Raw genomic sequence first — 26432 nt, forward strand, 5'->3', positions numbered from 1 at the left:
TGGCCCCGGCGAATCGACAGGTTGTAACGTAAAGGACAAAGGTCCGCTGCGAACAAGGCCCGAACATAAAGTGAAGAGCATGAAGCGGATTTTTGTGATAGCGCTTCCAATTTCCGTTAACCTGCTGGTTCAGGGCGATTCGAGGCAGCAATTCATTTTGTCGGAAAAAACTTTGGACCAGCCCCCGCATTCTGACAAACTTTCCGATGGACAGCTTATATACTAAGACCACTAATAGTCTATGGGTGGTGTGATGAAAATATGCAAAAACGTCAAAGTATGAATGCAATGGGAACGGCAGCGTCGGGATGGGTGCTTCGGATCAAGCAAGGCATAGTTGCGTTGGTCGTGAAAAACCGGTTGGTGCAGTGGTTCGTCGCCAAGAAATGGTCGATATTGCTGCTGCTGATGGCGTTTTTGCTGGGCCGGGCGATGATTCTCGATCAGCTCGCGCCGTTCGCGGTCGCCTTTTTCGCGGTCATGTATTTTTTGCGGCGGGAGTTGCTGTATTGGTCCGGCGTATTTCTGGCCGCGGGCGGGCTGTTCTCCATCGATCCGAAGCATACGGGATACCTGGTCGCGCAGATGTTGGTCTTCTTATTAATCCAAAAAGGCGTAGAGCGGTTCGAGCGGTCTGACATCTCGTATGCCCCGGGAATCGTGTTCGCCGCCACGTTCTTTGTTCAACTGTTCTCCCATTTGGCCTCTGCGGAACTGAGCTGGTATACGCTGATGATGACGGGCATCGAATCGACGCTTAGTCTCATTCTAACGCATATATTCCTGCAAGCGATTCCCGTGTTTACCTTAACCCGCAAAAATTACAATTTAAAAAACGAAGAAGTCATCTGTCTGATCATTCTGCTTGCTTCGGTGATGACGGGGACCGTGGGCTGGCTCATCGGGCCGGTTACGCTGGAGCATGTGATGTCGCGGTACTTGATCCTGTTGTTTGCGCTCGTTGGCGGGGCGCCGCTCGGGGCTTCCGTGGGGGTCATCTCCGGGCTCATTCTAAGCCTCGCGAATGCAAGCGCCATTTATCAGATGAGCTTGCTGGCGTTTGCGGGGATGCTTGCCGGGCTGCTGCGTGAAGGCAACAAAATGGCGGTAGCGCTCGGCATGCTGATCGGTTCTTCCATTCTTTCCTTTTATTTGGGGAATTCGTCGGAGGTGATATATTCCACGTGGGAATCGGTGGCGGCGGTCTCGCTGTTCCTGATGACGCCGAAGGGAGTCATTCAGATGCTGGCGAAATACGTGCCGGGAACGCAGGAAAATCTGAAGTCGCAGCAAGATTACGCCAAGCGGGTACGTGATGTGACCGCGAGCCGCGTCGAGCAATTTTCCGAGGTGTTCAAGCAGCTCTCTCGCAGCTTCAAGCAGGTGACCGTCGATGCGCAGCCGGCGCGCAAGGAGGAGGAAGTCGGCCATTTCATGAATTCGGTGGCGGAGAAGTCGTGCACGAACTGCTGGAAGAAGAAGCAGTGCTGGGACGGCAAGTTTTATCAGACTTATAAGTTTATGACCGATATGATGACGGAGGTGGAGCTTCGGGAAAATATGTCGCGCAAGGATATCCGGCCGCAGTGGAAGAAGCAGTGCATTAAGCCGGATCAAGTATTGGAGGTGATGAAGCAGCAGTATCAATTGTACAAGCACGATCAGCATTGGAAGAAACAGATCGTCGACAGCCGCCAGATCGTAGCGGATCAATTGTCCGGAGTATCCCAGGTGATGGAGGACCTGGCAAAAGAGATCAAACGGGAAGGACAAGAGCTTTTCATGCAGGAAGAGCAGATCCGCAGCGCGCTGGAGGAGCTGGGGCTCTCCATACATAGCATCGACGTCATCAGCTTGGACGAAGGCAATGTCGAGATCGAAATCGTGCATCAATATACGAGAGGCTTTGACGAATGCCGGAAAATCATCGCGCCGCTGCTCTCCGAGATTGTCGGGGAGAACATTGCCGTCAAGAACGAGCAGGCGATGGAGCGGAAGGAAGGCTACAGCACGGTGCTGTTCGGTTCGGCGAAGGAATACGAGGTGGAAACCGGGGTGGCCGGGGCGGCCAAAGGAGGGGATTTGCTGTCGGGCGACAGCTTCAGCACCGTGGAGCTTGGCAACGGCAAGTTTGCGGTCGCGCTGAGCGACGGCATGGGCAATGGCGAGCGGGCCCGGGCGGAGAGCAGCACGGCGCTGTCGATTTTGCAGCAGCTGCTGCAATCCGGCATGGACGAGAAGCTGGCGATCAAATCCGTCAATTCGGTGCTGATGCTGCGCTCGTCGGACGAGATGTTTGCGACGGTCGATGTGGCGCTTGTCGACTTGTATAACGCGCAGACCACTTTTTTGAAGATCGGCTCGACGCCGAGTTTTATCAAGAGAGGGGATGAGGTAGTCCCGGTTACGGCCAACAATTTGCCCGTAGGGATCGTGCATGATATCGACGTCGATCTGGTCAGTGTGCCTTTGCGGCATGACGATATTTTGATCATGATGACGGACGGCATTTACGACGCGCCGGGCCATGCGGTGAATAAGGAGCTGTGGATGAAACGGATGATCAGCGAGATCGAGGCGGACAGCCCGCAGGATTTTGCCGACATTTTATTGGAGAGGGTGGTGCGTTATCACCATGGGGACATTTATGACGACATGACGGTGGTCGTCGCGCGGATCTCGAAGTTCCAGCCGGAGTGGGCAACGTTCCGTTGGCCCGGCATGCAGCGCGTCGACCGTCCGAAGACGGTGAGCTGAAATAAAGGCTACCAAACTAAAAAACGTCCTGTGTTTCAGGACGTTTTTTAGTTAGTTAAACCTAATATTGTTCTACACAAATCAGGATTTAAAAACTTTTTGATATAATGAGTTTTTTATGTCAAAGCGTTTTAACAGCGTTAAAAAGGCATAGCCAAGTGTAACGCCTATAGTATTTAAAATAATATCATCTACATCCAAGCTTCGATAAAAGAACCCAATTCCAACGCCAATAATCAATTGGGATAATTCAATACATAATCCGAAAAGAATACCGTAGATTACTATTCTGATTGGAGATTTAATGTGTTGAAATAGTAGTGGCGCATAAAATCCAAAAGGAGCACACATGAGAATGTTTCCAGCGATTTGTTTAACAGCTACGAAAGGAGATACAGAGTTTTGCATAATATCAATAATACTTTTAAAAGGTATAAAATTCATATTAGGTTCTATATTGCCCCGTTTGAGGCTTAACAATAGGTTGGATTGCACAGGAATTGGAAAGAGTGTTATTGAAATAACAACTAAAATGTGTAGATAAAAGATCAACAATGTAAGATTTTTTATTACATTTTTTTTGGTTGAAATGTTATGTAAGGCTGTGAGAATTACTGCAATTACAAGCGATACTCCAAGCGGTATTCCAGTTAAAATAATTATTACCTCCTTAAAATTGTGGATCAGTAACAAATCCTAGGAGTATTGTCCGAAAGCGGTCGTATCCGGAATATTATATCCCATATTGGTAACAAATGGAATGTACTTATGCAGGGTTTTTATAAACCGACAGGAGTTTGCTGGAAGGGTGTGGAATCCAGTACAATAAGGTAAGTTGGATTCCGAAAGGAGCCTGAAGATGGAAAGAATAAACTTCTATTCGGTTAAGCAAGTCAAAGAAAAAAGTGGGTTATATCATTTGAATAGTAAAAAAGTAAGCTCTCCAGAGGATGCAAACCAGATTATTCAAACCGTTCTCGATTTGAATAACGAATCGGTTGAGAAATTTGGCATTCTGACGCTGGATTCGCGAAATGTTGTGGCGGGTATTCATGTCCTCGCCATCGGCACATTGAATGCTGTGCTGATTCATCCAAGGGAAGTTTTCAAAGCGGCCATTTTAAACAATGCAGCCAGTATCGTGCTGTTCCATAACCATCCATCCGGCGACCCGACGCCAAGCGAAGAGGATATCGAAATCACGCAAACGATTGTCGAAGCCGGCCGTCTGATGATGATCGAAGTGCTCGACCATATCATAACAGGCGATGGGAAGTATTGCAGCATGGCTGAGCAAGGATTGCTGAACAAGGGCCAGTCTGAACCCGAAAAATGAATCCGATCCGCTTACTCCTTAAGCGGGGTCGGATTTTTTGTTTCTTCATTGTTCAAAATGTCACACTGGAGGGCAAGTTTAGAATTCTCCCAACTGGAAAAACTGGGTAATAGATAGATGGGAGGATGAACAGATGAAGCAGATCATACTTATGACCGACGGCTGCTCCAATGTCGGAATCAGCCCGGTTGTCGCGGCGGCGGAAGCGAAAGCGAAAGGAATTATCGTTCACGTCATCGGGGTGCTGGATGCCGGCGAGATCGGCGAACTGGGCGCTTCCGAGATCGACGAGATTTCGGCAGCGGGCGGTGGCATGAGCCGGACCGTGCAGCCGTCGCAGCTCTCGCAAACGATGCAGATGATGACGCGCAAAACAGTTGTTCAGACGATCCAGCAGGTGGTCGGACAAGAGCTGCGGAGCATTTTGGGGCAGACGACGAAACTGGAGGCTTTGCCGCCGGAGCAGCGGTCCGAAGTGGTGCGGGTCATTGACGATTTGACGGAGACTGCGGATTTGAAGGTCGCTTTGCTGATCGACGCCAGCGCCAGTATGAAGCCGAAACTGCCGGCCGTCAAGGAAGCGATCTGCGATCTTCAGCTCAGTCTGCAGTCGCGGATGGGCGAGAGCCTGCTGTCCGTCTTTCATTTTCCGGGCAACGTATCGGGCGATCAGGAGGTCGAGATGGACATCGGCTGGACCCGCGACCTTGCAAATTTGAACCGGTTGTTTTATAAATTAAACATGAAGGGTACGACGCCGACAGGACCGGCGCTGCTCAAAGTCGTTGAATTCATGAACGGCTCGGCCGATGATACATATAGAAGCAAGCATAATGCAGCGGGGGATCGGCGGACGGCCGACAGCCGTATGAGATCAAGCGAGGATGGGATATTCGGTGACTACGTCGTTTAGGCCCGCTTTTCCGGCGGGAACCCTCGTAAACGGCAAATGGAATCATAACGCATACCGTGTGGAGCGGCTGCTTGGCGAAGGAGCCAACGGCAAAGTATATCTGGTTTCCCGGGGGAAGCGGTATTACGCGCTTAAGGTCGGTTTCGACGCCGTGGATCATCAGTCCGAGGTCAATGCGCTGAAGGCGTTGTCCCAATCGGCCACATCGTTTCAGCAGACGTTGATTGATGTCGACGATTTTTCATGGGAAGGCACGGATTATCCTTTTTGCGTCACAAAGTATATCAAAGGAAAGTCCTTGACGGAATACATGAAGCAGTACGGCAGCGATTGGATTCATCTCATCGGCCTGAACCTGCTGCGGAAGCTGTCCGAGCTGCATGCGAGCGGCTTCGTCTTCGGCGACTTGAAAGCCGAGAATATGATCATATCGGGTTACGGCGACGTGGCCTTGATCGATTTCGGCGGCGTAACGGCCAAAGGGCGCGCGGTGAAGCAGTTTACCGAGGTGTACGACCGCGGCTTCTGGAATGCCGGCACGCGGATGTCGGACGATGCGTACGATCTGTTCTCTTTCGCCGTGCTGGTGCTCAACGTGACGGACCGGGAACGCCGGTTTCATTCCGTGAACTCACTGCTGCCGCAGAACCGCAACGTCGAGTGGCTGCTCGATATGCTGAAGGGCAATGCGCTGCTCGCGCCGTCGGCCCCCGTGCTGCGCAAAGCGCTGACGGGTCGCTACACGAGCTCCAAGCAAGCGCTGGCCGACTGGCGCGCCCGCGGCTCGGCTTACCGTCCGGTGCGCAAGAAGCCAGTCAAAGGGGGCTGGATTAAGCTGTGCTTCGCCGCTTCCTTGGTGATGTTCGGCGCGGCCATTTATTTCGTCTTGCAATAAAATGTATACTAAGGCAATTCAAGACGGCCCGGATCGGGTAATAGTCAAACGGGAAGGTTCGTCAGACGAGAGGTTGTTCATTCATGGAGACGGCGGAAACATTATCCGTGCAAGTGGAGCGGTTCATACAAGATGAAGCGTTAATCGAACCGGGGGATGGCGTGGTCGTGGCGGTATCGGGCGGACCCGATTCCGTCGGGCTGCTGCACCTCCTTTTTGCGTTATCTGACCGTTATCGTCTCCGGCTCACCGTCGCTCACGTGAATCACGGCTTCCGGGGCGCCGAATCGGACCGGGAGGCGGAGCTTGTGAAGTCGCTCGCCGAGCGATGGGGCCTTCCTGTGGAAACGACCTTCATCGACATGCCCCGTATTATAGAAGAAACGGGTCGGAACTCCCAAGCTGCCGCCCGGGACAAGCGGTACGAGTTTTTGTTCGACGTCGCGAGGCGAACGGGTTCGCGGCGAATCGCGCTCGCCCACCATGCGGACGATCAGGCGGAGACGGTGCTGATGCGGCTGCTGCGCGGAACGGGGCCTTCGGGATTGTCGGGAATTCCGGTGCGCCGAATGGCAGAAAATGGTTTGGAACTCATACGCCCCTTGCTGCGTATATACAAAGCGGATATTATCCGGTACTGCGAAGCGGAAGGACTGCCGTATTGTACGGACAGCAGCAATTTGGAGAGAAAGTACGTTCGCAATCAGGTGCGAATGGACGTGCTTCCTTTTCTGTCCCGCTACAACGAACAGCTGCCCGCGGCGTTGAACCGGCTGGCGGAGACGGTGGCCGGAGAAGACGATTTTATGGACCGGGAAGTCCGGCGGATCTGCGAGCGGCACGTAACCCGAAAAAACGCTTGTTACAGCTTTTCCGCAAAATGGTTTACAGGGGTACATGTTGCTTTACAAAGGCGGTTGATTAAACTAATATTAAATTATCTTGCTTCCGACCCGGATTCCATGGATTTCCTGAAAGTCGAACAATTTCGGACGGCTGTTCTGCGTGAACGACCGTCCAATTTTCGATTGGAAATCGGGCAGAACATCGCGCTCAGCAGGGAATATGATCGTATTGCGGTTCATACTATGGTGTTACGACCTCTCCCTTACGCGCACATACTGCGCGAAGGCCAGACGGAGCTTGCGATTCCCGAGACGGGAGTCAGACTTACGCTCCGCTCCTTGGACAGCGAAAAGGGGCACCCCGAATGTACCGATGCCTGGACCGCCTGTTTCGATGCAGAGGAACTTGCCATGCCTCTCACGGTCCGAAGCCGCCTTCCGGGAGACCGGATGAAGCCGCTCGGACTAAACGGGACGAAAAAGGTAAAAGATATGTTCATCGATGCGAAAGTACCTCCTACCTTGCGTGAGACGATTCCGATTCTTGCGGACGCCGGCGGCAGCGTGCTTTGGGTACCGGGCGTTCGGCGGTCTTCAGCCGCTGCGATAACCGGTCGGACGAAGCGAATGCTACATATTCAAGTGGATATTCATGGCAAAGATTTTTATTAAAGTGGGAGGACCTCTCTTGCAAAACGACATTCAAGAAGTACTGTACAGCGAGCAGCAAATTCAAGACAAAATCAAAGAAATGGGCGAGCAGATCAGCCGCGATTTCGAAGGACGCAACCCGTTGGTCATCTGCGTACTGAAGGGCGCGTTCATCTTTATGGCCGATTTGGTCAAGCAGATCACGATTCCGCTTGAGCTCGATTTCATGGCCGTGTCCAGCTATGGCGCATCGACGAAATCGTCGGGTGTGGTCAAAATTATTAAGGACCTCGATATTTCCGTGGAGGGCCGCCACATTCTGATCGTCGAGGACATTATCGACAGCGGCTTGACGCTAAGCTATTTGATCGACGTGCTCGAACGCCGCAACGCCCTTTCCATTACAGTCGCCGCGTTGTTCGACAAACCAGCGCGTAGATCGGCAGAGTTGGATGCAGACTATAAAGGCTTCGTGATCCCGGACGCGTTCGTGGTGGGATACGGTTTGGACTATGCGGAGAAATACCGGAACCTGCCGTACGTCGGCGTGCTGAAGCCCGAAGTTTACTCCCAATAGCATTTCTTGAGATGCCAAGACTTGCTGTGGTACAATATACAAAGTTGCCGTTGTTGAGAGGAGGTAGGGGATGAATCGCATTATTCGCAATACAGGCTTTTATCTGCTCATCTTTTTGGTCACCGTCGGAATCGTTCATTTTATCAGCACGCAGAATGAACAGAAAGACACCATTAGCTACGATAAGCTCCGCGTGGCCTTAATCGAAAAGAATGTCGAATCCATCATCGTAAAATACGATGCTCAAACGTATCTGGTTCGGGGGAAATATAAGAACGCTTCTGCGGATAAGAAAAATTTCGAATCTCGTGCGCCTTATGACCCGCAAATCTTCCGTTTGATTGAAAACAGCGACATTCCCCAAGGGAACGTTTACATCGAGAAAATGGAAGGGGACAATGTTTGGATCAGCTTCCTTACCTCCATTATCCCGTTTGTGATCATCTTCATCCTGTTTTTCTTCCTGTTGAATCAGGCGCAGGGTGGCGGCGGAAAAGTCATGAACTTCGGCAAAAGCCGGGCGAGGCTCTATAACGAAGAGAAGAAGCGCGTCACGTTCGAGGACGTTGCCGGAGCCGATGAGGAAAAGCAAGAGCTGGTTGAAGTTGTCGAGTTTTTGAAAGACCCGCGCAAATTTGCAGCCGTAGGCGCCCGCATCCCGAAAGGGGTTCTGTTGGTCGGTCCTCCGGGTACCGGTAAAACGCTGCTTGCCAGAGCCGTAGCCGGTGAAGCCGGTGTACCGTTCTTTAGTATCAGCGGTTCCGACTTCGTGGAAATGTTCGTCGGTGTCGGTGCTTCCCGCGTACGCGATTTGTTCGAAAATGCTAAGAAAAACGCCCCTTGTATCATATTTATAGATGAAATCGATGCTGTCGGCCGTCAGCGCGGCGCCGGATTAGGCGGCGGGCACGACGAGCGCGAGCAGACGCTTAACCAGCTTCTGGTTGAGATGGACGGCTTTGGCGCCAACGAAGGAATTATCATCGTGGCCGCGACGAACCGTCCGGACATTTTGGACCCTGCCTTGCTGCGTCCGGGACGCTTCGACCGTCAAATTACCGTTGACCGTCCGGATGTAAAAGGCCGCGAAGCGGTGCTGAAGGTGCATGCGCGCAACAAGCCGCTCGCCAAAGATGTGAAGCTGGATCAGCTGTCCCGTTACACAACCGGATTTACGGGTGCGGACCTTGAAAATCTGTTGAACGAAGCGGCGCTTATTGCAGCCCGACGCAATCGGAAAGACATCTCGATGGATGAGATCGACGAGGCGTTTGACCGCGTGATTGTCGGAACGCAGAAGAAGAGCCGCGTCATCAGCGAACGCGAGAAGCGGATGGTCGCCTTCCACGAAGCAGGCCATACGATCGTCGGTATTCATGTCGAGGACGCTGACGTTGTGCACAAGGTAACGATCATTCCGCGCGGCCGCGCGGGCGGCTACGTCATGATGCTGCCGAAGGAAGGCGAAGACCGGATGATGCAGACAAAGAACGAGCTGCTTGACAAAGTCACCGGACTTCTTGCAGGACGCGTCTCCGAGGAACTGTTCATCGGTCAAATCGGAACGGGTGCTTATAGCGACTTCCAACGAGCCACAGGCATCGTACGCCGCATGATCATGGAGTACGGGATGAGCGATAAGCTCGGACCGATGCAGTTCGGTACGACTCAAGGCCAAGTTTTCTTGGGCCGGGATATCGGACATGAACAGAACTACAGTGATGCCATCGCTTACGAGATCGACCAAGAGATGCAATCGATTATACGCGCCTGCTATGACCGGGCCAAAGACATTTTGACCAAGTATAGCGACCAAGTGCGCTTGGTTGCCGAAACGTTGATCGAGAAAGAAACGTTGGAGAAAGAACAGATTCGCGAGCTGATCGAGACCGGCAAGCTCGGACCCGTGAAAGAAGACGGGGAAGCGAAGCCGGAAGATGTGAAAGTGAACATCCAAGGACAGCATCAAGAATCCGAAGCCAACAAGCTCGATTTCGAGAAAAACGAGTCGGATGGCGACAAAGAGGAAAATAAATAATTTTGCAAATAAAACCGGTGCCGCAAAGCACCGGTTTTTCCTTTTCTGTACAGGCTAAAACGGGACGTTTATTGAGAAACTAGCCTTAGGAAAGGGAGCGAATCGGCCCATAATACGAAACCGTTATATTCGGGCCTTTTTGTACCTATTTCAGCATTGACACCGCCCGGTCTGTTGTGTAAATTAAGTGTAAATCTTTAAACACTTTGTGAACATTTTCACCAGTAGTTGCAGCACGTTCCAGAGAGATATGAGTTGGAAGCATCAGGGTGGTCATACGAAAAAAAGGATGGTGCGTCATGGAAGCATTAGCGTTGGAGCGTAAAGCGGAACAGCAAAAAGAGCTGAAAGAGCGGATCGCCCAGCTGAAGAAAGAACGGAATGCCATTATACTTGCTCATTATTATCAACGCGACGAGATTCAAGAGGTAGCCGATTTTCGCGGGGATTCGTTCCTGCTGGCTCAAAAAGCCGCTTCCACCGACGCCGATGTGATCGTGTTCTGCGGCGTGCATTTTATGGGCGAAAGTGCAAAAATATTGGCCCCGAACAAAACCGTACTCATCCCCGACGAGCGGGCAGGTTGTCCGATGGCCGACATGGTCAATGTCGACGGTCTGCGGGCCCTGAAGCAGAAGCATCCGAACGCCAAAGTCGTGGCCTACATTAATACGTCGGCGGACGTCAAATCCGAAACCGACATTTGCTGTACATCGGCCAACGCGATCAAAGTCATTAATTCGGTCGACTCCGATGAAATCATCTGGGTACCGGATAAAAACCTTGGTGATTACGTTTCCAAATTTACCGATAAGAAAATGATTATTTGGGAAGGATATTGCAACACTCACGACATGCTGACCGTCAAAGATGTTGAGGAGATGAAAGCTCAATATCCGAATGCCCAATTCGTGGTTCATCCCGAATGCCGTCCGGAGGTCGTCAAGCTTGGCGATTTTGTCGGCAGTACAACGGCCATCATCAAATATTGCAGGGAATCCGATTGCCAGGAGTTTATCGTCGGTACGGAAGACGGTACGGGGTATCAGCTTCGGCTCGACAGCCCGAACAAGAAGTTCCATTTTGCCACCAAATATTTGGTTTGCCCGAATATGAAGGTAAACAACTTGAAAAAAGTGGTTAAATGTCTGGAAACGAACCAACCCCAAATTTATGTTCCGCCGCAAGTGGCCGACAAAGCCAGAGCATCTTTGGAGCGCATGCTGCAGGTCAAGTAGCATGCGCTACTTCCTTGTTGAACGGGTGAGAGCTGATGATACCTCGTTATTTGGTTAATTTCGACGTGCGGCAGCTGCCGCAGGTACATACCGACGTCATTGTGATCGGCGCAGGAATCGCCGGTCTTTTCACGGCACTGCGTTCCGCTGAGAACCACAAAGTGCTGATGGTCACCAAAAAATCGCTGCTCGACAGCAATACCCGGTACGCTCAGGGTGGTATCGCGGCAGTCATCTCGGACGAAGACTCGCCGGCCTATCACCGGCAGGATACGCTGATCGCGGGAGCCGGACTTTGCTCTTCTGCGGCCGTGGATGTTCTCGTGCATGAAGGGCCCGCCGGGGTTGCGGATTTGATCCGGATGGGAACCGAATTCGATATGGAAGACGGACGCTATGCGCTGACGAAAGAAGGGGCGCACAGCCAGAGGCGCATCCTTCATGCGCAAGGGGACGCTACCGGCGCGGAAATCGTGCGTGCGTTGTCCGAGCGAACGAAGCAGGACCCGAATATTGAGATTTGGGATGACCATTTTGTAATCGATTTAATTACGGATAACGGCGAATGCTATGGCGCACTGGTTCAAAAGCCGGACGGCAGCCGGGTGATCGTTCATGCGAAGGCGACCATCCTCTGTACCGGCGGAGCGGGGCAATTGTTCCGCTATACGACCAATCCCGATATCGCCACCGGAGACGGCATTGCGATTGCTTACCGGGCAGGAGCGAATATCCGGGACGTGGAATTTATTCAGTTCCATCCGACGGCTTTGTGCTATCCGGGAGCCCCGAGGTTTCTCATCTCTGAAGCGGTACGCGGGGAAGGGGCCGTACTGCGCAACATTAATGGCGAGCGGTTCATGGAGCGCTACCATCCGCAGCTGGAGCTTGCTCCGCGGGATATTGTCGCCCGGGCGATCGTCAGTGAAATGGAAAACACCAAGTCGACCTTCGTCTATATTGATTTCACGCACGAATCGGAAGAAACGGTGAAGCACCGGTTTCCGACCATTTATGAATACTGCCTGTCCTACGGGCTCGATTTGTCGTCCGATTGGATTCCGATAGCTCCCGCAGCTCATTACATGATGGGCGGCGTAGAAACCGACCTGCACGGAGAAACGGCTGTAAAACGGCTGTTTGCGTGCGGTGAAGTGTCCTCTACGGGGGTACATGGGGCCAACCGGCTGGCCAGCAACTCGCTTTCCGAAGCGATTGTGTTCGGGCGGCGAATTGTGGAGCGAATTGACGGCTTGCCGCCGATTGCAGAGCTTCCCCATATCCGGGAGGAGCAGCGATCGAAGGATAACGCCATTCAGCCCGTTGTCGAAAAAAAGCTCAAGCTGCAAAAGGTAATGCTCCGGTACGCGGGACTCAAGCGGCACGCTCAAGGACTGGAAAAAGGTCACGACGAGCTGAAGCGTCACGTATCGATCTTCGACAGCTGTTTGGCCAAGCGGGAAGAATATGAATTTGCCAATCTGCTCATCTGCGCGCTTCTGACGACGCAAGCCGCTTTGATTAGGCAGGAAAGCCGCGGGGGACACTACCGGGAGGACTTCCCGGAAAAAGATGACGTGGTTTGGCGCAAGCATACCGTGTTTAATCGTGCCAACGGCATTACGGAAGGACGGATTGATGATGTTTGAGTTGAACCGGTCGAATCTGGACCGCAGCTTGCGGGCTTGGCTTGAGGAAGATATCGGGATGGGCGACGTCACGACGATGACGACGATTCCGGCGGAATCGCAAGCCAAAGGCATTATTCACGTCAAAGACGAGGGCATAATCGCCGGGGTTCCGGTGGCCGAAGCGGTCTTCGCATTGGTTGACCCGCAGCTTCGGTTCGAAGTGAAGGTGAATGACGGCGCGGCGGCCCGGTACGGCACTGTCATCGCTGAAGTATACGGTAGCACCCGCAGCATTTTGCTCGGGGAGCGGCTCGCACTTAATCTGCTGCAGCGTATGTCCGGCATTGCCACGCGTACGCGCCAGTTTGTGGACCGGCTGGAAGGACTGCCGGTTCGTCTTGTGGATACGCGCAAAACAACGCCGGGCCACCGGATGCTGGAGAAATATGCGGTTCGTATCGGGGGAGGACATAACCACCGGTTCGGATTATATGATGCCGTTATGATCAAGGACAACCATATCAAGGGAGCGGGAGGAATCCGTGAAGCCATTTCGGCGGCCCGCGCTCAAATTCCGCATACGATGAAGATTGAAGTCGAAGTGGAGAACTTCGAGCAGCTTGAAGAAGCGTTAGCGGCCGGTCCCGACATCGTCATGCTCGACAACATGTCGCCGGAGCAAATGTCGCAAGCCGTACAGCGCATGAAAAGTCAGGCTCCGCATATCATGGTAGAAGCATCGGGTAACGTTACGTTGGATAGTGTCCGCAGCATTGCCCAAAGCGGGGTGGACGTCATTTCCGTCGGCAGGCTGACATATTCCGTTCAGGCGCTTGATATCAGTTTGGATCTGAACGAACAGAAAGGTTCCGCGGGAGAAAAGGTGAACCGGTCATGATCTTGGTGGTGGACGTAGGGAATACTAACATCGTGCTCGGGATCTACGAAGGGAAGCAACTGCTTCACCACTGGCGGCTTAGCACAAACCGGTCGGCCACTTCGGACGAGTACGGAATGACCATGTACAACCTGTTCCAGCATGCGGGAATCGGCCTGAATCAAGTCGATGGTGTCATTCTTTCTTCCGTCGTGCCGCCGCTGATGTTTGTACTGGAACAATTGTGTTTAAATTATTTGAAGAAAGCCCCGTTGATCGTAGGACCTGGTATCAAGACCGGACTGAACATCCGTTACGAGAACCCGAAGGAAGTTGGCGCAGACCGGATCGTGAATGCAGTCGCTGCCATTGAGCTGTACGGCTCGCCTTGTATCGTGGTCGATTTTGGAACGGCTACGACGTTCGACTATATTGACGAGAAGGGTCAGTTCATCGGCGGTGCCGTGGCGCCCGGGATCAGTATTTCCACTGAAGCTCTGTATCAACGGGCGGCGAAGCTGCCCCGCATTGAGCTGGTGAAGCCAAAAAGCGTCGTCGGCCGCAATACAATCGCATCGATGCAAGCGGGGATTATTTACGGCTTCGCCGGTCAAGTGGACGGAATCGTGGAACGGATCAAACAGGAGTTCCGGGTGGAGCCGAAAATCATCGCGACGGGTGGGCTGGCAGAGCTCATTGCAGGGGAATCGCGTACGATCGATTTGATCGATCCACTTCTCACGCTGCAGGGATTGCAAATTATATACGAACGCAACATCGGCTAGAGGTCTGCATATTCGCAACAAGCAGGACCCCTTAATCCGGCTTCTCGGACTCTAGTTTGTAGCGTCATTAGAACAGAAGGAGCTTTGTCATGCAAGATTACTTAATCAGGGCCACGGCCTACGAAGGAAAAGTACGCGCCTTTGCCGTCCGCACCACCGGAATTGTCGAGGAACTGCGCCGCCGTCATCAGACCACGCCTACCGCGACCGCTGCTTTAGGACGTACGGCAACGGCTGCGCTGATGATGGGCATTATGCTTAAAGGCGAAGAGAAGCTGACCGTTCAAGTCAAAGGCGGCGGGCCGATCGGCCAGATCGTCGCGGATTCCAATGCTCACGGAGAAGTGCGCGGGTATGTGGACAATCCGGCCGTCGATTTGCCTTTGAACTCGATCGGCAAGCTGGACGTGGCCGGTGCTGTCGGTACCGACGGTTTTTTGTATGTCATTAAAGACCTTGGACTCAAAGAACCTTACCGCGGCAGCATACCGATCGTTTCGGGCGAGCTCGGCGAAGATTTTACGTATTATTTTGCCAAATCCGAGCAAACGCCTTCCGCTGTCGCTTTGGGTGTGCTGGTCGACGTGGATTATACCGTGAAGACCGCCGGCGGATTCATCATTCAGTTGCTGCCGGGGTTAACGGATGACGAAATTTCACAGATTGAGCAGGAGCTTGCGGCTCTTCCGCCGATTACGTCCTTGCTTGACCGCGGAGACCGTCTGGAGGACATCCTCGCTACGCTGCTTCCCGGAGCCGAAGTACTGGAGAGACGCGACGACATACGTTTTCAGTGCAAATGCTCGCGCGAGCGCGTCGAGCAGACTTTAATAAGTCTGGGGCGCGATGAATTGCAGCAAATCCTGGAAGAAGACGGCAAAGCGGAAATCGTGTGCCATTTTTGCAACGAAGCCTATCGTTTCAGTAGGGAAGACCTTGAAGCGATTCTCAAAACCATATAAAGCGACAGGATGGCGAGCAGCCGCCCGGTCTATATAGAGAGTGATTATACGAGGAGATAGGGTATGCGAAACATTAAAGTATTATGGGGCATGATCGCTGTGTTGCTGGTCGCGGTAGTCATCCTATCCTCCGTATTAATGGCCCACTCCTTATACCCATCCCCTACCGATAAACATCCGGACCCCCAGAAGCAGGACGGAGAGGCGCAAATTTTGGCCACGATCGGAGAGAAAAAGATTACGTTAGCCGAATTGGAAACGCAGCTGCTGGCGTCGCACGGACGCGAGCTCTTGGACCGAATGATCGACCGGGAAGTGGTGCGCTTGGAGGCGAAGGCCTTGGGCATCGAAATCGGCGACAGCGAAGTGCAGCAGGAACTGAAGCGGATGAAGCAGGGGTACGAAAGCGAGCAAGCATTTTTAGAAACGATGAAAAATCAGCTGGGTTTAACTCCAGATACGCTCAAAGAGGATGTTTACCACAAGCTGTTGGCCGATAAAGTTGCCATACACAACATCCAGATTGCCGATGAAGAAGTGAAGGCTTATATTGCGGCGCATCCGGACGAATTCCAGACACGTGTAGAGCTCCGCCTCCAGCAGATTGTGACGGCCAGCAAGGAGCAGGCCCAGCGGGCCTTGAACGATTTGTCAAAAGGCGCCGATTTTGCGCAAGTAGCCAAGGAGCGTTCCCTTGATGATGCGACGCGCGATAGCGGAGGAGACTTAGGTTGGCTGGAAGAGGGCGATCCGTTCGTTCCCGCCCCGATCATGAAGACTGCCAAGCAGCTAAAGCAAGGGGAAATCGGAAAACCCGTCGAAGTCGATGGCAAATATGTCATCGTCAAGCTGAGAGAGCGTAAAGAAACGTCGAAGGAAGAGCCTGCGGCAGTTCAAGAGCGGGTCCGCAAAGATCTCGCCCTTCGGGAAGCTCCTCCGATGAAGGAGACGCTGCGAACGCTCCGAGATAAATGGAAAGTATCCGTCCGGGCAAATTTCTAGGAAACAACAGGGAATTGTATTGACAACCACCGTAGGGGTTGATAAGATTACAATATAATACCCACTAAATTACTCGGATATTTTGATGTGAACTTGAGGAGGAGAACGGAATGGCCAGATTAGTGCAAAGCGTTACGCAATTGATTGGGGACACGCCATTGGTCAAATTAAATCGTGTCGTGCCGGAGGGCAGTGCGGAAATCTACGTGAAGCTGGAATTCCAAAACCCGGGCGCCAGCGTAAAAGACCGGATTGCCATCAGCATGATTGAAGTGGCCGAGCAAGAAGGCCGTATCAAACCAGGCGATACGATTGTTGAGCCGACGAGCGGAAATACGGGGATCGGTCTGGCAATGGTTGCCGCGGCTAAAGGCTATAAGGCGATTTTGGTCATGCCGGAGACGATGTCCATGGAACGCCGCAATCTGCTTCGCGCTTACGGTGCGCAGCTGGAGCTGACGCCGGGAGCGGAAGGGATGAAGGGCGCCATCAAGCGTGCGGAAGAAATCTTGGTCGAAAATCCGGGTTACTTTATGCCTCAGCAGTTCAAGAACCAAGCGAACGTCAAAATTCACCGCGAAACGACCGGTCCGGAAATTGTGGAAGCGATCAACGCGCATGACGGCAAGCTGGACGCTTTCATTGCCGGGATCGGAACGGGCGGTACGATTACAGGCGCCGGTTCGGTGCTCAAGGAACACTTCCCGAACATTAAAATTTACGCTGTCGAGCCTACGGCTTCTCCGGTATTGTCCGGAGGCAAACCGGGTCCGCACCGCATTCAAGGGATCGGCGCAGGCTTCGTGCCGGACATCCTCGATACCAACATTTATGACGGGATCATTACGGTAGAGAACGAGGAAGCATTCGAAACGTCCCGCCGCGTAGCGAAAGAAGAAGGCATCTTGGGCGGCATTTCGTCCGGAGCGGCCATCTTTGCCGCACTGAAGATCGCCAAGGAACTTGGCCCCGGCAAGCGCGTCATCGCGGTCGTTCCAAGCAACGGCGAGCGCTACCTGTCCACGCCGCTGTATCAATTCGAGGACTAATAAGCCAACAAGCCTGTTCATCCTGCGAAGGTTGAGCGGGCTTTTATCTTTCTACCTCTCCCATGAAATTGGGAGGGAAGGGGGGTGTTCTTTTGCTTCGTGGAATAGTCGAAGGAGAAATCGCGTTTCGCGGCGAGTTTTTTGCTCCATCCCCTTCTACTTCCATAAAATTCTAGGGGGATGGAGCAAAACGTGTCTGAGCTGAAGCGAAACGCGATTTCTCCGCAGACTGCGCAAGGGGCCCGGGCTCTCCCGATTCATCTCCGACTCATCTCCTGATGAATCCCCTCCAATTTTCACCACCCTTTTATTCGTTCGCAATTTCAAGTATACTAATCCCAACATTACACGACGAACGCAAAAGGAGGACGGAACATGCTCCTGACATCCTATCATCAATGGCAGCAGTGGGCTCAGGGCTATACCGTGCTTCCATATGTTATCCGTTTTTCATTAGAGCAAAGCCGCCCGCTTTCCTGGGCGCCTATTTGGGAGGAAGCGGCTCCCGGTTCCTTCGTGCTGGAGAGCGGTAAGGGCGGCCGCTACAGCTTTTTTGGCATTCGGCCCGTTTCGGCTATTCAAGGAACAGGCTGCGAGGCGACAATCACGCAACAGGATGGCAGCGAAGAGAAGCGGCATGGAGCCCCGTTAGAGCTGGTCAAAAGCTGGCTCGCCCCTTTTCGCTCGCCGGTTGTCGAGGGGGCCCCGAAATGGATAGGCGGCTGTATCGGGTTCTGGGGCTACGATGTGATCCGTACCATTGAACGGCTGCCAGTCCGGGCGAAAGCCGATTTGCCCGTGCCCGATTATGCCTTTGTTCGGGTGAACGAGCTTTGGATTATCGATCATGAAACCAATCAGCTGTTTTGTGCGGTTCATACGGGAATTTTGCCGCAACAAGCAGAGGAACCGGGTTGGCTTGAAACCCGCTATAAGGAAGCGGAGCAGTCCGCGGTCCGGATGAAAGGCTTGTGGGACCGCTTGACGGAAGCTGCTGCCAATCCTCTTTTGCAGGAAGAAGCGGTCTGGAAGCGGAAGCTGATGGAAGAAGACCGCCTGCAGGTGGACGTGGACGCCATTGAAGGGATAGCTGCCGATTTTCCGAGAGAAGCCTACATGGATGCGGTACGCAAAATCCGCGATTATATCAGTGCCGGAGACGTGTTTCAGGTTAATCTATCGGTGCGCCAGAACAAGCAGCTTGAGGCATCGCCTGAAGAGATCTATGAATGGCTGCGGCTGGTGAACCCTTCCCCCTATATGGGGCTGCTACGTTTCGGCGATTTCCAGCTTGTATCGGGTTCCCCGGAGCTGCTGGTCCAGCTTGAACGAGGAACTGTCCGCACCCGTCCGATTGCAGGCACCCGTCCGCGCGGTATGAGCCCGGAAGAAGACAGGCGGCTTGCGGATGAGCTGATCCATCACGAGAAAGAACGGGCCGAGCATATCATGCTTGTCGATTTGGAGCGTAACGATCTCGGACGAATTTCGACATACGGGACTGTAAAGGTCAAAGACTTTATGGTCATTGAGTACTATTCCCACGTGATGCACATCGTGTCGGAAATTGAAGGGAAGCTGGCCGAGGGCCGCGATGCCTTCGATGTCATTGCCGCGACGTTCCCGGGCGGCACGATAACCGGCGCTCCGAAAATTCGCACCATGGAGATCATCGAGGAACTGGAGCCGGTGAGAAGAGGACCATATACCGGGTCTATCGGTTGGATTGACTATAACGGCGATATGGAATTTAATATAATCATACGTACGCTGATCGCAGCGGGCGGCACAGGATATGTGCAGGCCGGGGCGGGGGTTGTCATTGACTCGATCCCGGAGAAGGAATACACGGAATCGATAAACAAAGCAAAAGCCATGTGGAAAGCAATCCAATATAGCGAACGAAATCCATGTCCCGCGGGAGGTAGAAAACCATGATTTTGGTCATCGACAACTACGATTCGTTTACGTACAATTTGGTGCAGTATTTGGGAGAATTGGGCGAAAAGATCGAGGTGCGCCGCAACGACGAGATCGATCTGGAGGGGATCGAAGCGTTAAAGCCGAACCATATTCTGATCTCTCCGGGGCCCTGCACGCCCAACGAAGCGGGAATCAGCCTGTCGCTTATCGAGCGCTTTAAAGGCCGGATTCCCATTCTCGGCGTCTGCCTCGGCCATCAATCGATCGGACAGGCGTTTGGCGGCGAAGTGATCCGCGCAGAACGGCTGATGCACGGGAAGACCTCGGAAATATTCCACGACGGTCAAGGGGTCTTTAAGGATATGCCGTCTCCGTTTACGGCAACGAGGTATCATTCCTTGATCGTAAAAAGAGAAACGCTGCCTGATTGCTTCGTGATCACCGCCGAAACGGCCGAGGGTGAAATTATGGGGCTGCGCCATAAAGAATACCCGATCGAAGGCGTTCAATTCCATCCCGAGTCGATCATTACCGATCACGGGCATCAAATGCTGCGTAATTTCTTGAACGAAACGGCAGTGGGCCAAGCGTGAAAATCGATTTAAACGGAAACGTCATAGAGGAACAAAAGGCCGTGGTCTCCGTATACGACCACGGTTTTCTTTACGGTATGGGCTTATTCGAGACGTTCCGCACCTACGGCGGGCGTCCCTTTTTGCTGGAATGGCATCTCGAGCGGCTGGCCGCAGGCTGCCGGGAGCTGGATATCCGCTACGTTCCCGATCCGGACGGCTTGCAGGTCCGGATTCGCAGACTGCTTGAAGCAAACGCATTGACGGATGCCTACTTCCGCCTCACGGTTACGGCGGGCACGGACATTCTCGGTCTTCCGGCCGAACCGTACAAGCACCCTACGGAAATTCTTTATGTAAAATCATTGCCGCCTGTCAATTCGTCGGTTTATAGCAGCGGCAAGCCGCTGCAGCTCCTCGAATTGCGTCGAAACTCGCCGGAAGGCACGATTCGACACAAATCGCTGCATTATATGAACAATATTTTGGCGAAACAAGAATTACGGCGCTATCCTTGGGCGGCTCAGGCAGAAGGTCTCCTGCTGGATGCCCAAGGCTTTTTGTCGGAAGGGATCGTCAGCAATGTCTTTTTTGTCCGCGGCGGAGAGCTGCATACGCCTTCGGCGGAAACGGGGCTTCTGCCCGGCATCACGAGACGCTACGTGATGACGATAGCGCGAGAGATCGGATTATCCGTATCGGAGGGCTTGTACAGGTGGGAAGGGCTTACCGGAGCGGACGAAGTATTTTTGACGAACTCCATTCAGGAAATCGTCCCTGTCACAGGGCTGTTCGACCGGGAAGGGAACGCGCATACCGTCGGCGACGGCACGGCAGGTCCTGTCACGGCAAGATTGTTGTCTCGATATAGGAACATTTGTTCCTGATGCGGTATAATAGCTAAAGCCAAGGAGGAAGATTATGAACGCTAGCGTGACGGATTCTAACAAGCTCAAGCAGTTGTTGAGCGGGTCGAGGACGGTCGTGATGGGGATTCTCAATGCGACCCCGGACTCCTTCTCGGACGGGGGTCGGTACATTGATCCGATCGCTGCCGTAGCCCGGGCGCTGGAGATGATTGCGCAGGGAGCCGAAATCATTGACGTAGGCGGCGAATCGACGCGTCCCAGCGCTCCTGTTGTTTCGCTGGAGGAAGAGCTGGAGCGGGTCATTCCTGTCATTCGCGCTCTGCGGCAGGCAGGCATCGAAACGCCGATTTCCATCGATACGTACAAGGCCGAAACAGCGAGACAAGCGATGGCCGCGGGCGCGAGCCTGCTCAACGATATATGGGGATTGCAGAAGGAGCCGGACATGGCCCGCGTAGCTGTAGAATACGGCTGCCCGATCGTTCTGATGCATAATCGCACCGAAGCGGTGTATGCTAACTTTATCCAAGACGTGATCGAGGATTTGCGGGAAACGGTTCGTCGGGCGCACCAAGCGGGGATTCGCGACGAACAGATTATTTTGGACCCGGGCATCGGATTTGCCAAAACGTACGAGCACAATTTGCAGCTGATGAATCATTTGGACCGGATCGTCTCCTTAGGTTATCCTGTGCTGCTCGGCACGTCGCGCAAAAGCATGATCCGCCGTGCGCTGGATTTGCCGACGGACGATGTGGTGGAAGGAACCGCGGCTACCGTTGCGCTCGGCATTGTCCAAGGCTGCCGGATCGTCAGAGTGCATGATGTGAAAGCCATGCGGCGTGTTGCCGATATGACCGACGCTATAACGCGGCACCGATGAAGCGGTTGCTTGCATGACGCGACCGCGACTTGAAGGAGGAATACGAAGTTGGATAAAATGATGCTAAAAGGGATGGCCTTTTACGGATACCACGGCGTTTTCCCGGAGGAAAACAAGCTGGGGCAGCGCTACTATGTGGATGTGGAGCTGTACCTTCCGCTGGACCGGGCGGGCAAATCCGACCGGGTGGAAGACACCGTCAATTATGCCGAGGTACATGACTTGATCAAAACGATCGTCGAGCAGAAAACGTTCAAGCTGATTGAGGCGCTGGCTGAGCATATTGCATCCGAGGTATTGCGAACTTATACTAGTATAAATGAATTGACCGTTCGCGTCGTCAAGCCGCACCCGCCGGTTGCCGTTCATTTTGACGGCTTCACGATCGAAATTCACAGGAAGCGGGAAGTCCGCTGATGAACGATGGAGATATGCAATCGGCCGAAGCTTGCGAACGGGTTTACATCGGACTTGGCTCCAATATCGGAGACAGGGAGCGCTTCCTGACGGAAGCCGTTCGTTTGCTTCAGGAGCATCCGCAGATTCGCGTGTCCGGCCAATCGGCCTTGTATGAGACCGATCCGGTTGGCTATACGGATCAAGCCCCCTTTTTGAATATGGCGATCGAGGTGACTACGACGCTCTCCCCGGAACAACTGCTGGAGCAGTTGATGGAAACGGAACGGCAGCTTGGCCGCGTCCGCGATATTCGCTGGGGCCCTCGTACCATTGACCTTGATATGCTGATGTACGGCGACGTCAGACGGCAGCAGCCCGAATTGACACTGCCGCACCCGCGCATGCATGAGCGGGCATTCGTTCTGATCCCTCTTATTGAGGTATTGGAGCTTCATCACCAGCCGCAGGCCGTGCCTTTACGGGCGTTTTTGGAGCGTGCGGAAGGAAAGGAAGGCGTTACACTTTGGAAAAAAATGCAGTAGCCCAGCGCATCCGCGCTTTTCGCAAATTAAAAGGATTTACCCAAAACGAACTGGCGGAACGGTTGGACGTTTCCATTGCCGTACTCGGCTCCATCGAGCGGGGAACGCGCAAGGCGGACCCGAAAATCGTTCGTAAAATATGCGAAACGCTGGGAATCGAGCCAGAGGAGCTTTATTTCCAAGCAAGCGGTAAATAAATTACCCTTCCCAGAAAGGAGAGATACGATGTTAACGATAGGCAATGTCACCGCCCCGAACAAAGTGGTTCTGGCCCCGATGGCAGGCGTCTGCAATCCGGCCTTTCGCTTGATCGCGAAAGAGTTCGGCTGTGGCCTCGTCTGTGCCGAGATGGTCAGTGATAAGGCCATCCTGCACGGGAATCATCGCACGTTGGAGATGCTGTACGTCGATGAGAGAGAGAAGCCGCTCAGCCTGCAAATTTTCGGCGGCGACACCGAAACGCTCGTCGAAGCGGCCAAATATGTGGACCAGCATACGAATGCGGACATCATCGATATCAACATGGGCTGTCCTGTGCCCAAAATTACAAAATGCGACGCGGGGGCGCGTTGGCTGTTGGATCCCGACAAAATTGAGCAGATGGTCTCGACCGTCAGCCGGTCCGTCAGCAAACCGCTAACGGTTAAAATGCGGATTGGCTGGGACGACGACCATATTTACGCGGTACGGAATGCGAAAGCCGTCGAAAACGGCGGCGGCGCAGCCGTATCCGTTCATGGGCGCACGAGAGTGCAGATGTATACCGGGCACGCGAACTGGGACATCATTAAAGAAGTTAAAGAAGCGGTTTCGATTCCGGTGATCGGCAACGGGGATGTTTTTACCCCCGAGGATGCGAAGCGGATGCTTGACCAGACAGGCGTCGACGGAGTCATGATCGGCCGCGCGGCACTGGGCAATCCGTGGATGCTGTACCGGACCATCCAATATTTGACCAAAGGGGAGCTTCCTCCAGATCCGAGCCCGCAAGAGAAGATCCGCATCGCGGTGCTGCACTTGGACCGGTTGACGGCGCTGAAAGGTGAAGCGGTGGCGGTCAAGGAAATGCGTAAGCATCTGGCCTGGTACTTGAAGGGGCTGCACGGAGCGGCGCGGATCAAAGACGCCATTATGGAGCAGACGAAACGGGACGCCATGGTTCAGCTTCTCACCGACTTTATCGAAACGCTCGACCAGCGCGAGGCAACCGTCCACTAGTCCGGTTCGATGGGCGAAACCGGGGCGTTTGGCTTCAATTGACATTTGAATGGGGTTGCAATATAATCAGTCAATAGTCATTTGCGGCCGACGGTTGGTGGCATCAAGCAGCGTCGCGTTCATATAGTAATTATCAGTGAATTCATACTCGATTGGGCTCGAAATATGAAAATCTTTCACACGACGGGAGATAGGTAGTAATGGCGGAAAAAGAAGTCATTCTCACGCAGGAAGGTTTGAAAAAGCTCGAGGAAGAGCTGGAGCATTTAAAGTCGGTGAAGCGCCGCGAGGTGGCGGAGCGGATTAAAGTGGCGATCGGTTACGGCGATATCAGCGAGAACTCGGAATACGAAGACGCCAAGAACGAACAAGCGTTCGTTGAGGGCCGTGTTATCACTTTGGAGAAAATGCTGCGCAACGCGCGGATTATCAACAACGACGAAGTCGATACGGATGCTGTGAACGTCGGTTCCATCGTCATCTTGAAGGACCTCGAATTCGGGGATATCGTCGAATACTCCATCGTTGGTACGGCGGAATCCGACCCGTTCCAAAATAAAATTTCCAACGAAAGCCCGGTCGGCAAAGCCATTCTCGGCAAGCGCAAAGGGGCAATCGTCGACGTCAGCGTACCGGCAGGCGTTATCCAGTACGAAATTATCGATATCAAGAAGTAAACGGCGACAACAAAAGGAGCTTCCTCAGGAAGCTTTTTTGACTATAGAGCCGGGAAGCTTTACTTACGAACCAAGGAGCTGGAAACATGACTGTGGAATTGGAATTGAATGAATTGCTGCAAATTCGGCGCAACAAATTGGATGAACTGCGCGGCCTTGGAATAGATCCGTTCGGGCAAAAGTTCGAAAGAACGCACCATGCCGGCGATATTTTCAAAGCCTACGAAGACAAATCCAAGGAAGACCTTGAAGCGCTTTCCGCCGAGGTGAGCATTGCCGGGCGGATTATGCAGAAGCGGGAAATGGGCAAAGCGGGCTTTGCCCATATTCAGGACATCACCGGCAAGATTCAAATTTACGTGCGCGCCGATGCGTTGGAAGAAGCCAAGTACAAGGCGTACGAACTCCTGGATATCGGCGATTTGATCGGCGTTCGCGGCACCGTCTTCAAGACAAAAACGGGCGAGCTTTCCGTTAAAGCGACATCGGTAGAAGTGCTGTCCAAATCGCTTCTGCCTTTGCCGGAGAAATATCATGGGCTCAAAGATGTCGAGCTGCGATACCGTCAACGTTACGTGGATCTGATCATGAACCAAGACGTGCAGCAGACCTTCATTTTGCGTTCCAAAATCATTCAGTCGATGCGTCGCTACCTGGATTCCCGCGGCTATTTGGAAGTCGAGACGCCAACCCTGCATGCCATTGCGGGCGGTGCGGCCGCTCGTCCTTTTATCACGCATCATAATGCGCTAGACATGCAGCTGTATATGCGGATTGCGATCGAGCTGCATTTGAAGCGTTTGATTGTCGGCGGGATGGAAAAAGTGTATGAAATCGGACGGGTCTACCGTAACGAAGGTATTTCGACGCGCCATAACCCGGAATTTACGATGATTGAGCTGTACGAAGCGTATGCCGACTATAAAGACATCATGAAGCTGACGGAAGAGATGATCGCGCATATTGCTCAGGAAGTGCTGGGCACGACCAAAATTACGTATCAAGATAAAGAAATCGATCTTGCTCCGTCGTGGCGTCGGGTCTCGATGGTCGATGCGATTAAAGAAGTGACAGGCGTTGACTTCAGTGTTCAGATGACGGACGAGGAAGCACATCGCTTGGCCAAAGAACACAAAGTGCCGGTTGAGCCGATGATGACCTTCGGTCATATCGTGAACCAGTTCTTTGAAACGTTCGTCGAGGAGACGCTTATTCAGCCTACATTCATCACGGGGCATCCGGTGGCGATTTCTCCGCTGGCGAAAAAGAACGAGCAGGACCCTCGGTTCACGGACCGTTTCGAGCTGTTTATCGTGGCGCGCGAGCACGCCAATGCCTTCACCGAGCTGAACGATCCGATCGATCAGCGGGAGCGGTTCGAAGCGCAGCTGGTGGAGCGGGAGCAGGGTAACGACGAGGCGCATGAAATGGACGAAGACTTCGTGCGCGCTCTCGAATACGGCATGCCGCCAACCGGAGGTCTCGGGATCGGGATCGACCGTCTGGTGATGCTGCTTACGAATGCGCCGTCGATTCGTGACGTGCTGCTTTTCCCGCTGATGCGTGAGCGTCAAGGCGAATAATTTAGACAAGCAGAACATGCTTCGCTCTTTATGAGGGAGCATGTTTTTTTTGTTTGCTCTAGAGTTAGTTCGAAAGGCAGAAAATAACAGTTGCAAAGTGCAGGAGCGTTTGGTATATTAGTCATTGTCACTTCTGCGGTTGAGCTCGAAAGAGCCGAGCATGAAAAAAGAAATTAAAAATAATGCTTGCAATCAACTAGGCAGATGTGA

General features: G+C 53.1%; 25 protein-coding genes. 24 read left to right on the forward strand and 1 reads right to left on the reverse strand.

Annotation, left to right across the window (positions count from 1 at the left end; genetic code table 11):
- Positions 1 to 261 precede the first annotated feature (261 nt).
- Positions 262 to 2757: a stage II sporulation protein E gene (gene spoIIE / locus NI000_RS34325; protein ID WP_253415819.1), complete on the forward strand. Its 2496-nt coding sequence runs from the start codon at positions 262 to 264 to the stop codon at positions 2755 to 2757.
- A gap of 81 nt (positions 2758 to 2838) precedes the next feature.
- Here spoIIE and NI000_RS34330 read toward each other — a convergent pair whose 3' ends face one another.
- Positions 2839 to 3450 carry a VanZ family protein gene (locus tag NI000_RS34330; RefSeq protein WP_253415820.1) on the reverse strand — a complete coding sequence of 204 codons (612 nt, stop codon included), beginning with the start codon at positions 3448 to 3450 and terminating at the stop codon, positions 2839 to 2841.
- A 166-nt stretch (positions 3451 to 3616) separates the two neighbouring features.
- On the opposite strand from NI000_RS34330, the gene NI000_RS34335 reads away from it, so the two are divergent.
- From NI000_RS34335 to lysS, 23 genes are all read left to right on the forward strand, one after another.
- Positions 3617 to 4093, forward strand: coding sequence for a JAB domain-containing protein (locus tag NI000_RS34335; protein ID WP_253415821.1), 477 nt, complete (start codon positions 3617 to 3619; stop codon positions 4091 to 4093).
- Positions 4094 to 4226: 133 nt separating this feature from the next.
- Positions 4227 to 5006, forward strand: coding sequence for a vWA domain-containing protein (locus NI000_RS34340; RefSeq protein ID WP_253415822.1), 780 nt, complete (start codon positions 4227 to 4229; stop codon positions 5004 to 5006).
- Positions 4990 to 5901, forward strand: coding sequence for a protein kinase domain-containing protein (locus NI000_RS34345; RefSeq protein ID WP_253415823.1), 912 nt, complete (start codon positions 4990 to 4992; stop codon positions 5899 to 5901). Before NI000_RS34340 ends, NI000_RS34345 begins: the two co-directional genes overlap by 17 nt.
- Positions 5902 to 5984: 83 nt before the next feature.
- Positions 5985 to 7418: a tRNA lysidine(34) synthetase TilS gene (gene tilS, locus NI000_RS34350; protein WP_253415824.1), complete on the forward strand. Its 1434-nt coding sequence runs from the start codon at positions 5985 to 5987 to the stop codon at positions 7416 to 7418.
- Between the two features lie 16 nt (positions 7419 to 7434).
- A complete protein-coding gene (gene hpt, locus NI000_RS34355) occupies positions 7435 to 7974 on the forward strand; it encodes a hypoxanthine phosphoribosyltransferase (RefSeq protein WP_010501468.1) in 540 nt (179 codons plus the stop codon).
- Positions 7975 to 8044: 70 nt separating this feature from the next.
- Positions 8045 to 10012, forward strand: a complete 1968-nt coding sequence (gene ftsH, locus NI000_RS34360) for an ATP-dependent zinc metalloprotease FtsH (RefSeq protein ID WP_253415825.1) — start codon at positions 8045 to 8047, stop codon at positions 10010 to 10012.
- Between the two features lie 299 nt (positions 10013 to 10311).
- On the forward strand, positions 10312 to 11250 hold the full coding sequence (gene nadA, locus NI000_RS34365; RefSeq protein WP_253415826.1) for a quinolinate synthase NadA: 939 nt from the start codon (positions 10312 to 10314) through the stop codon (positions 11248 to 11250).
- Between the two features lie 35 nt (positions 11251 to 11285).
- Positions 11286 to 12899 carry an L-aspartate oxidase gene (gene nadB / locus NI000_RS34370; RefSeq protein ID WP_253415827.1) on the forward strand — a complete coding sequence of 538 codons (1614 nt, stop codon included), beginning with the start codon at positions 11286 to 11288 and terminating at the stop codon, positions 12897 to 12899.
- Entirely contained in the window at positions 12892 to 13779 is an 888-nt protein-coding gene (gene nadC, locus NI000_RS34375) for a carboxylating nicotinate-nucleotide diphosphorylase (protein WP_253415842.1), read from the forward strand. The genes nadB and nadC overlap by 8 nt, the downstream gene beginning before the upstream one ends.
- Entirely contained in the window at positions 13776 to 14543 is a 768-nt protein-coding gene (locus tag NI000_RS34380; RefSeq protein WP_253415828.1) for a type III pantothenate kinase, read from the forward strand. Before nadC ends, NI000_RS34380 begins: the two co-directional genes overlap by 4 nt.
- 89 nt (positions 14544 to 14632) lie before the next feature.
- Entirely contained in the window at positions 14633 to 15505 is an 873-nt protein-coding gene (hslO, locus tag NI000_RS34385) for an Hsp33 family molecular chaperone HslO (protein ID WP_253415829.1), read from the forward strand.
- A gap of 63 nt (positions 15506 to 15568) precedes the next feature.
- The gene (locus NI000_RS34390) at positions 15569 to 16507 is read left to right on the forward strand and encodes a peptidyl-prolyl cis-trans isomerase (RefSeq protein ID WP_253415830.1); all 939 of its coding nucleotides are present in this window, start codon (positions 15569 to 15571) and stop codon (positions 16505 to 16507) included.
- Between the two features lie 110 nt (positions 16508 to 16617).
- Entirely contained in the window at positions 16618 to 17556 is a 939-nt protein-coding gene (gene cysK / locus NI000_RS34395; RefSeq protein WP_253415831.1) for a cysteine synthase A, read from the forward strand.
- Between the two features lie 375 nt (positions 17557 to 17931).
- Positions 17932 to 19494, forward strand: coding sequence for an anthranilate synthase component I family protein (locus tag NI000_RS34400; RefSeq protein ID WP_253415832.1), 1563 nt, complete (start codon positions 17932 to 17934; stop codon positions 19492 to 19494).
- Positions 19491 to 20072, forward strand: a complete 582-nt coding sequence (gene pabA, locus NI000_RS34405; RefSeq protein ID WP_253415833.1) for an aminodeoxychorismate/anthranilate synthase component II — start codon at positions 19491 to 19493, stop codon at positions 20070 to 20072. The genes NI000_RS34400 and pabA overlap by 4 nt, the downstream gene beginning before the upstream one ends.
- Complete coding sequence (locus tag NI000_RS34410) at positions 20069 to 20938, forward strand: aminotransferase class IV (protein WP_253415834.1); 870 nt, start codon at positions 20069 to 20071, stop codon at positions 20936 to 20938. The genes pabA and NI000_RS34410 overlap by 4 nt, the downstream gene beginning before the upstream one ends.
- Before the next feature lie 34 nt (positions 20939 to 20972).
- On the forward strand, positions 20973 to 21803 hold the full coding sequence (folP, locus tag NI000_RS34415; RefSeq protein WP_253415835.1) for a dihydropteroate synthase: 831 nt from the start codon (positions 20973 to 20975) through the stop codon (positions 21801 to 21803).
- A gap of 48 nt (positions 21804 to 21851) precedes the next feature.
- Positions 21852 to 22220 (forward strand): dihydroneopterin aldolase, encoded by a 369-nt coding sequence (gene folB / locus NI000_RS34420; protein ID WP_253415836.1) that lies wholly within the window; start codon positions 21852 to 21854, stop codon positions 22218 to 22220.
- Positions 22220 to 22744 (forward strand): 2-amino-4-hydroxy-6-hydroxymethyldihydropteridine diphosphokinase, encoded by a 525-nt coding sequence (gene folK, locus NI000_RS34425; RefSeq protein ID WP_253415837.1) that lies wholly within the window; start codon positions 22220 to 22222, stop codon positions 22742 to 22744. Before folB ends, folK begins: the two co-directional genes overlap by 1 nt.
- Entirely contained in the window at positions 22726 to 22941 is a 216-nt protein-coding gene (locus NI000_RS34430; RefSeq protein WP_010501498.1) for a helix-turn-helix domain-containing protein, read from the forward strand. Before folK ends, NI000_RS34430 begins: the two co-directional genes overlap by 19 nt.
- 28 nt (positions 22942 to 22969) lie before the next feature.
- Positions 22970 to 23962 (forward strand): tRNA dihydrouridine synthase DusB, encoded by a 993-nt coding sequence (dusB, locus tag NI000_RS34435; RefSeq protein WP_063186845.1) that lies wholly within the window; start codon positions 22970 to 22972, stop codon positions 23960 to 23962.
- A 200-nt stretch (positions 23963 to 24162) separates the two neighbouring features.
- Positions 24163 to 24639: a transcription elongation factor GreA gene (greA, locus tag NI000_RS34440; protein WP_010501503.1), complete on the forward strand. Its 477-nt coding sequence runs from the start codon at positions 24163 to 24165 to the stop codon at positions 24637 to 24639.
- An 86-nt stretch (positions 24640 to 24725) separates the two neighbouring features.
- Entirely contained in the window at positions 24726 to 26222 is a 1497-nt protein-coding gene (gene lysS / locus NI000_RS34445; RefSeq protein ID WP_253415838.1) for a lysine--tRNA ligase, read from the forward strand.
- Positions 26223 to 26432 lie beyond the last annotated feature (210 nt).

The organism is Paenibacillus tyrphae (genome assembly GCF_024158745.1).
In the GTDB taxonomy this organism is placed as follows: Bacteria; Bacillota; Bacilli; order Paenibacillales; family NBRC-103111; genus Paenibacillus_G; species Paenibacillus_G tyrfis_A.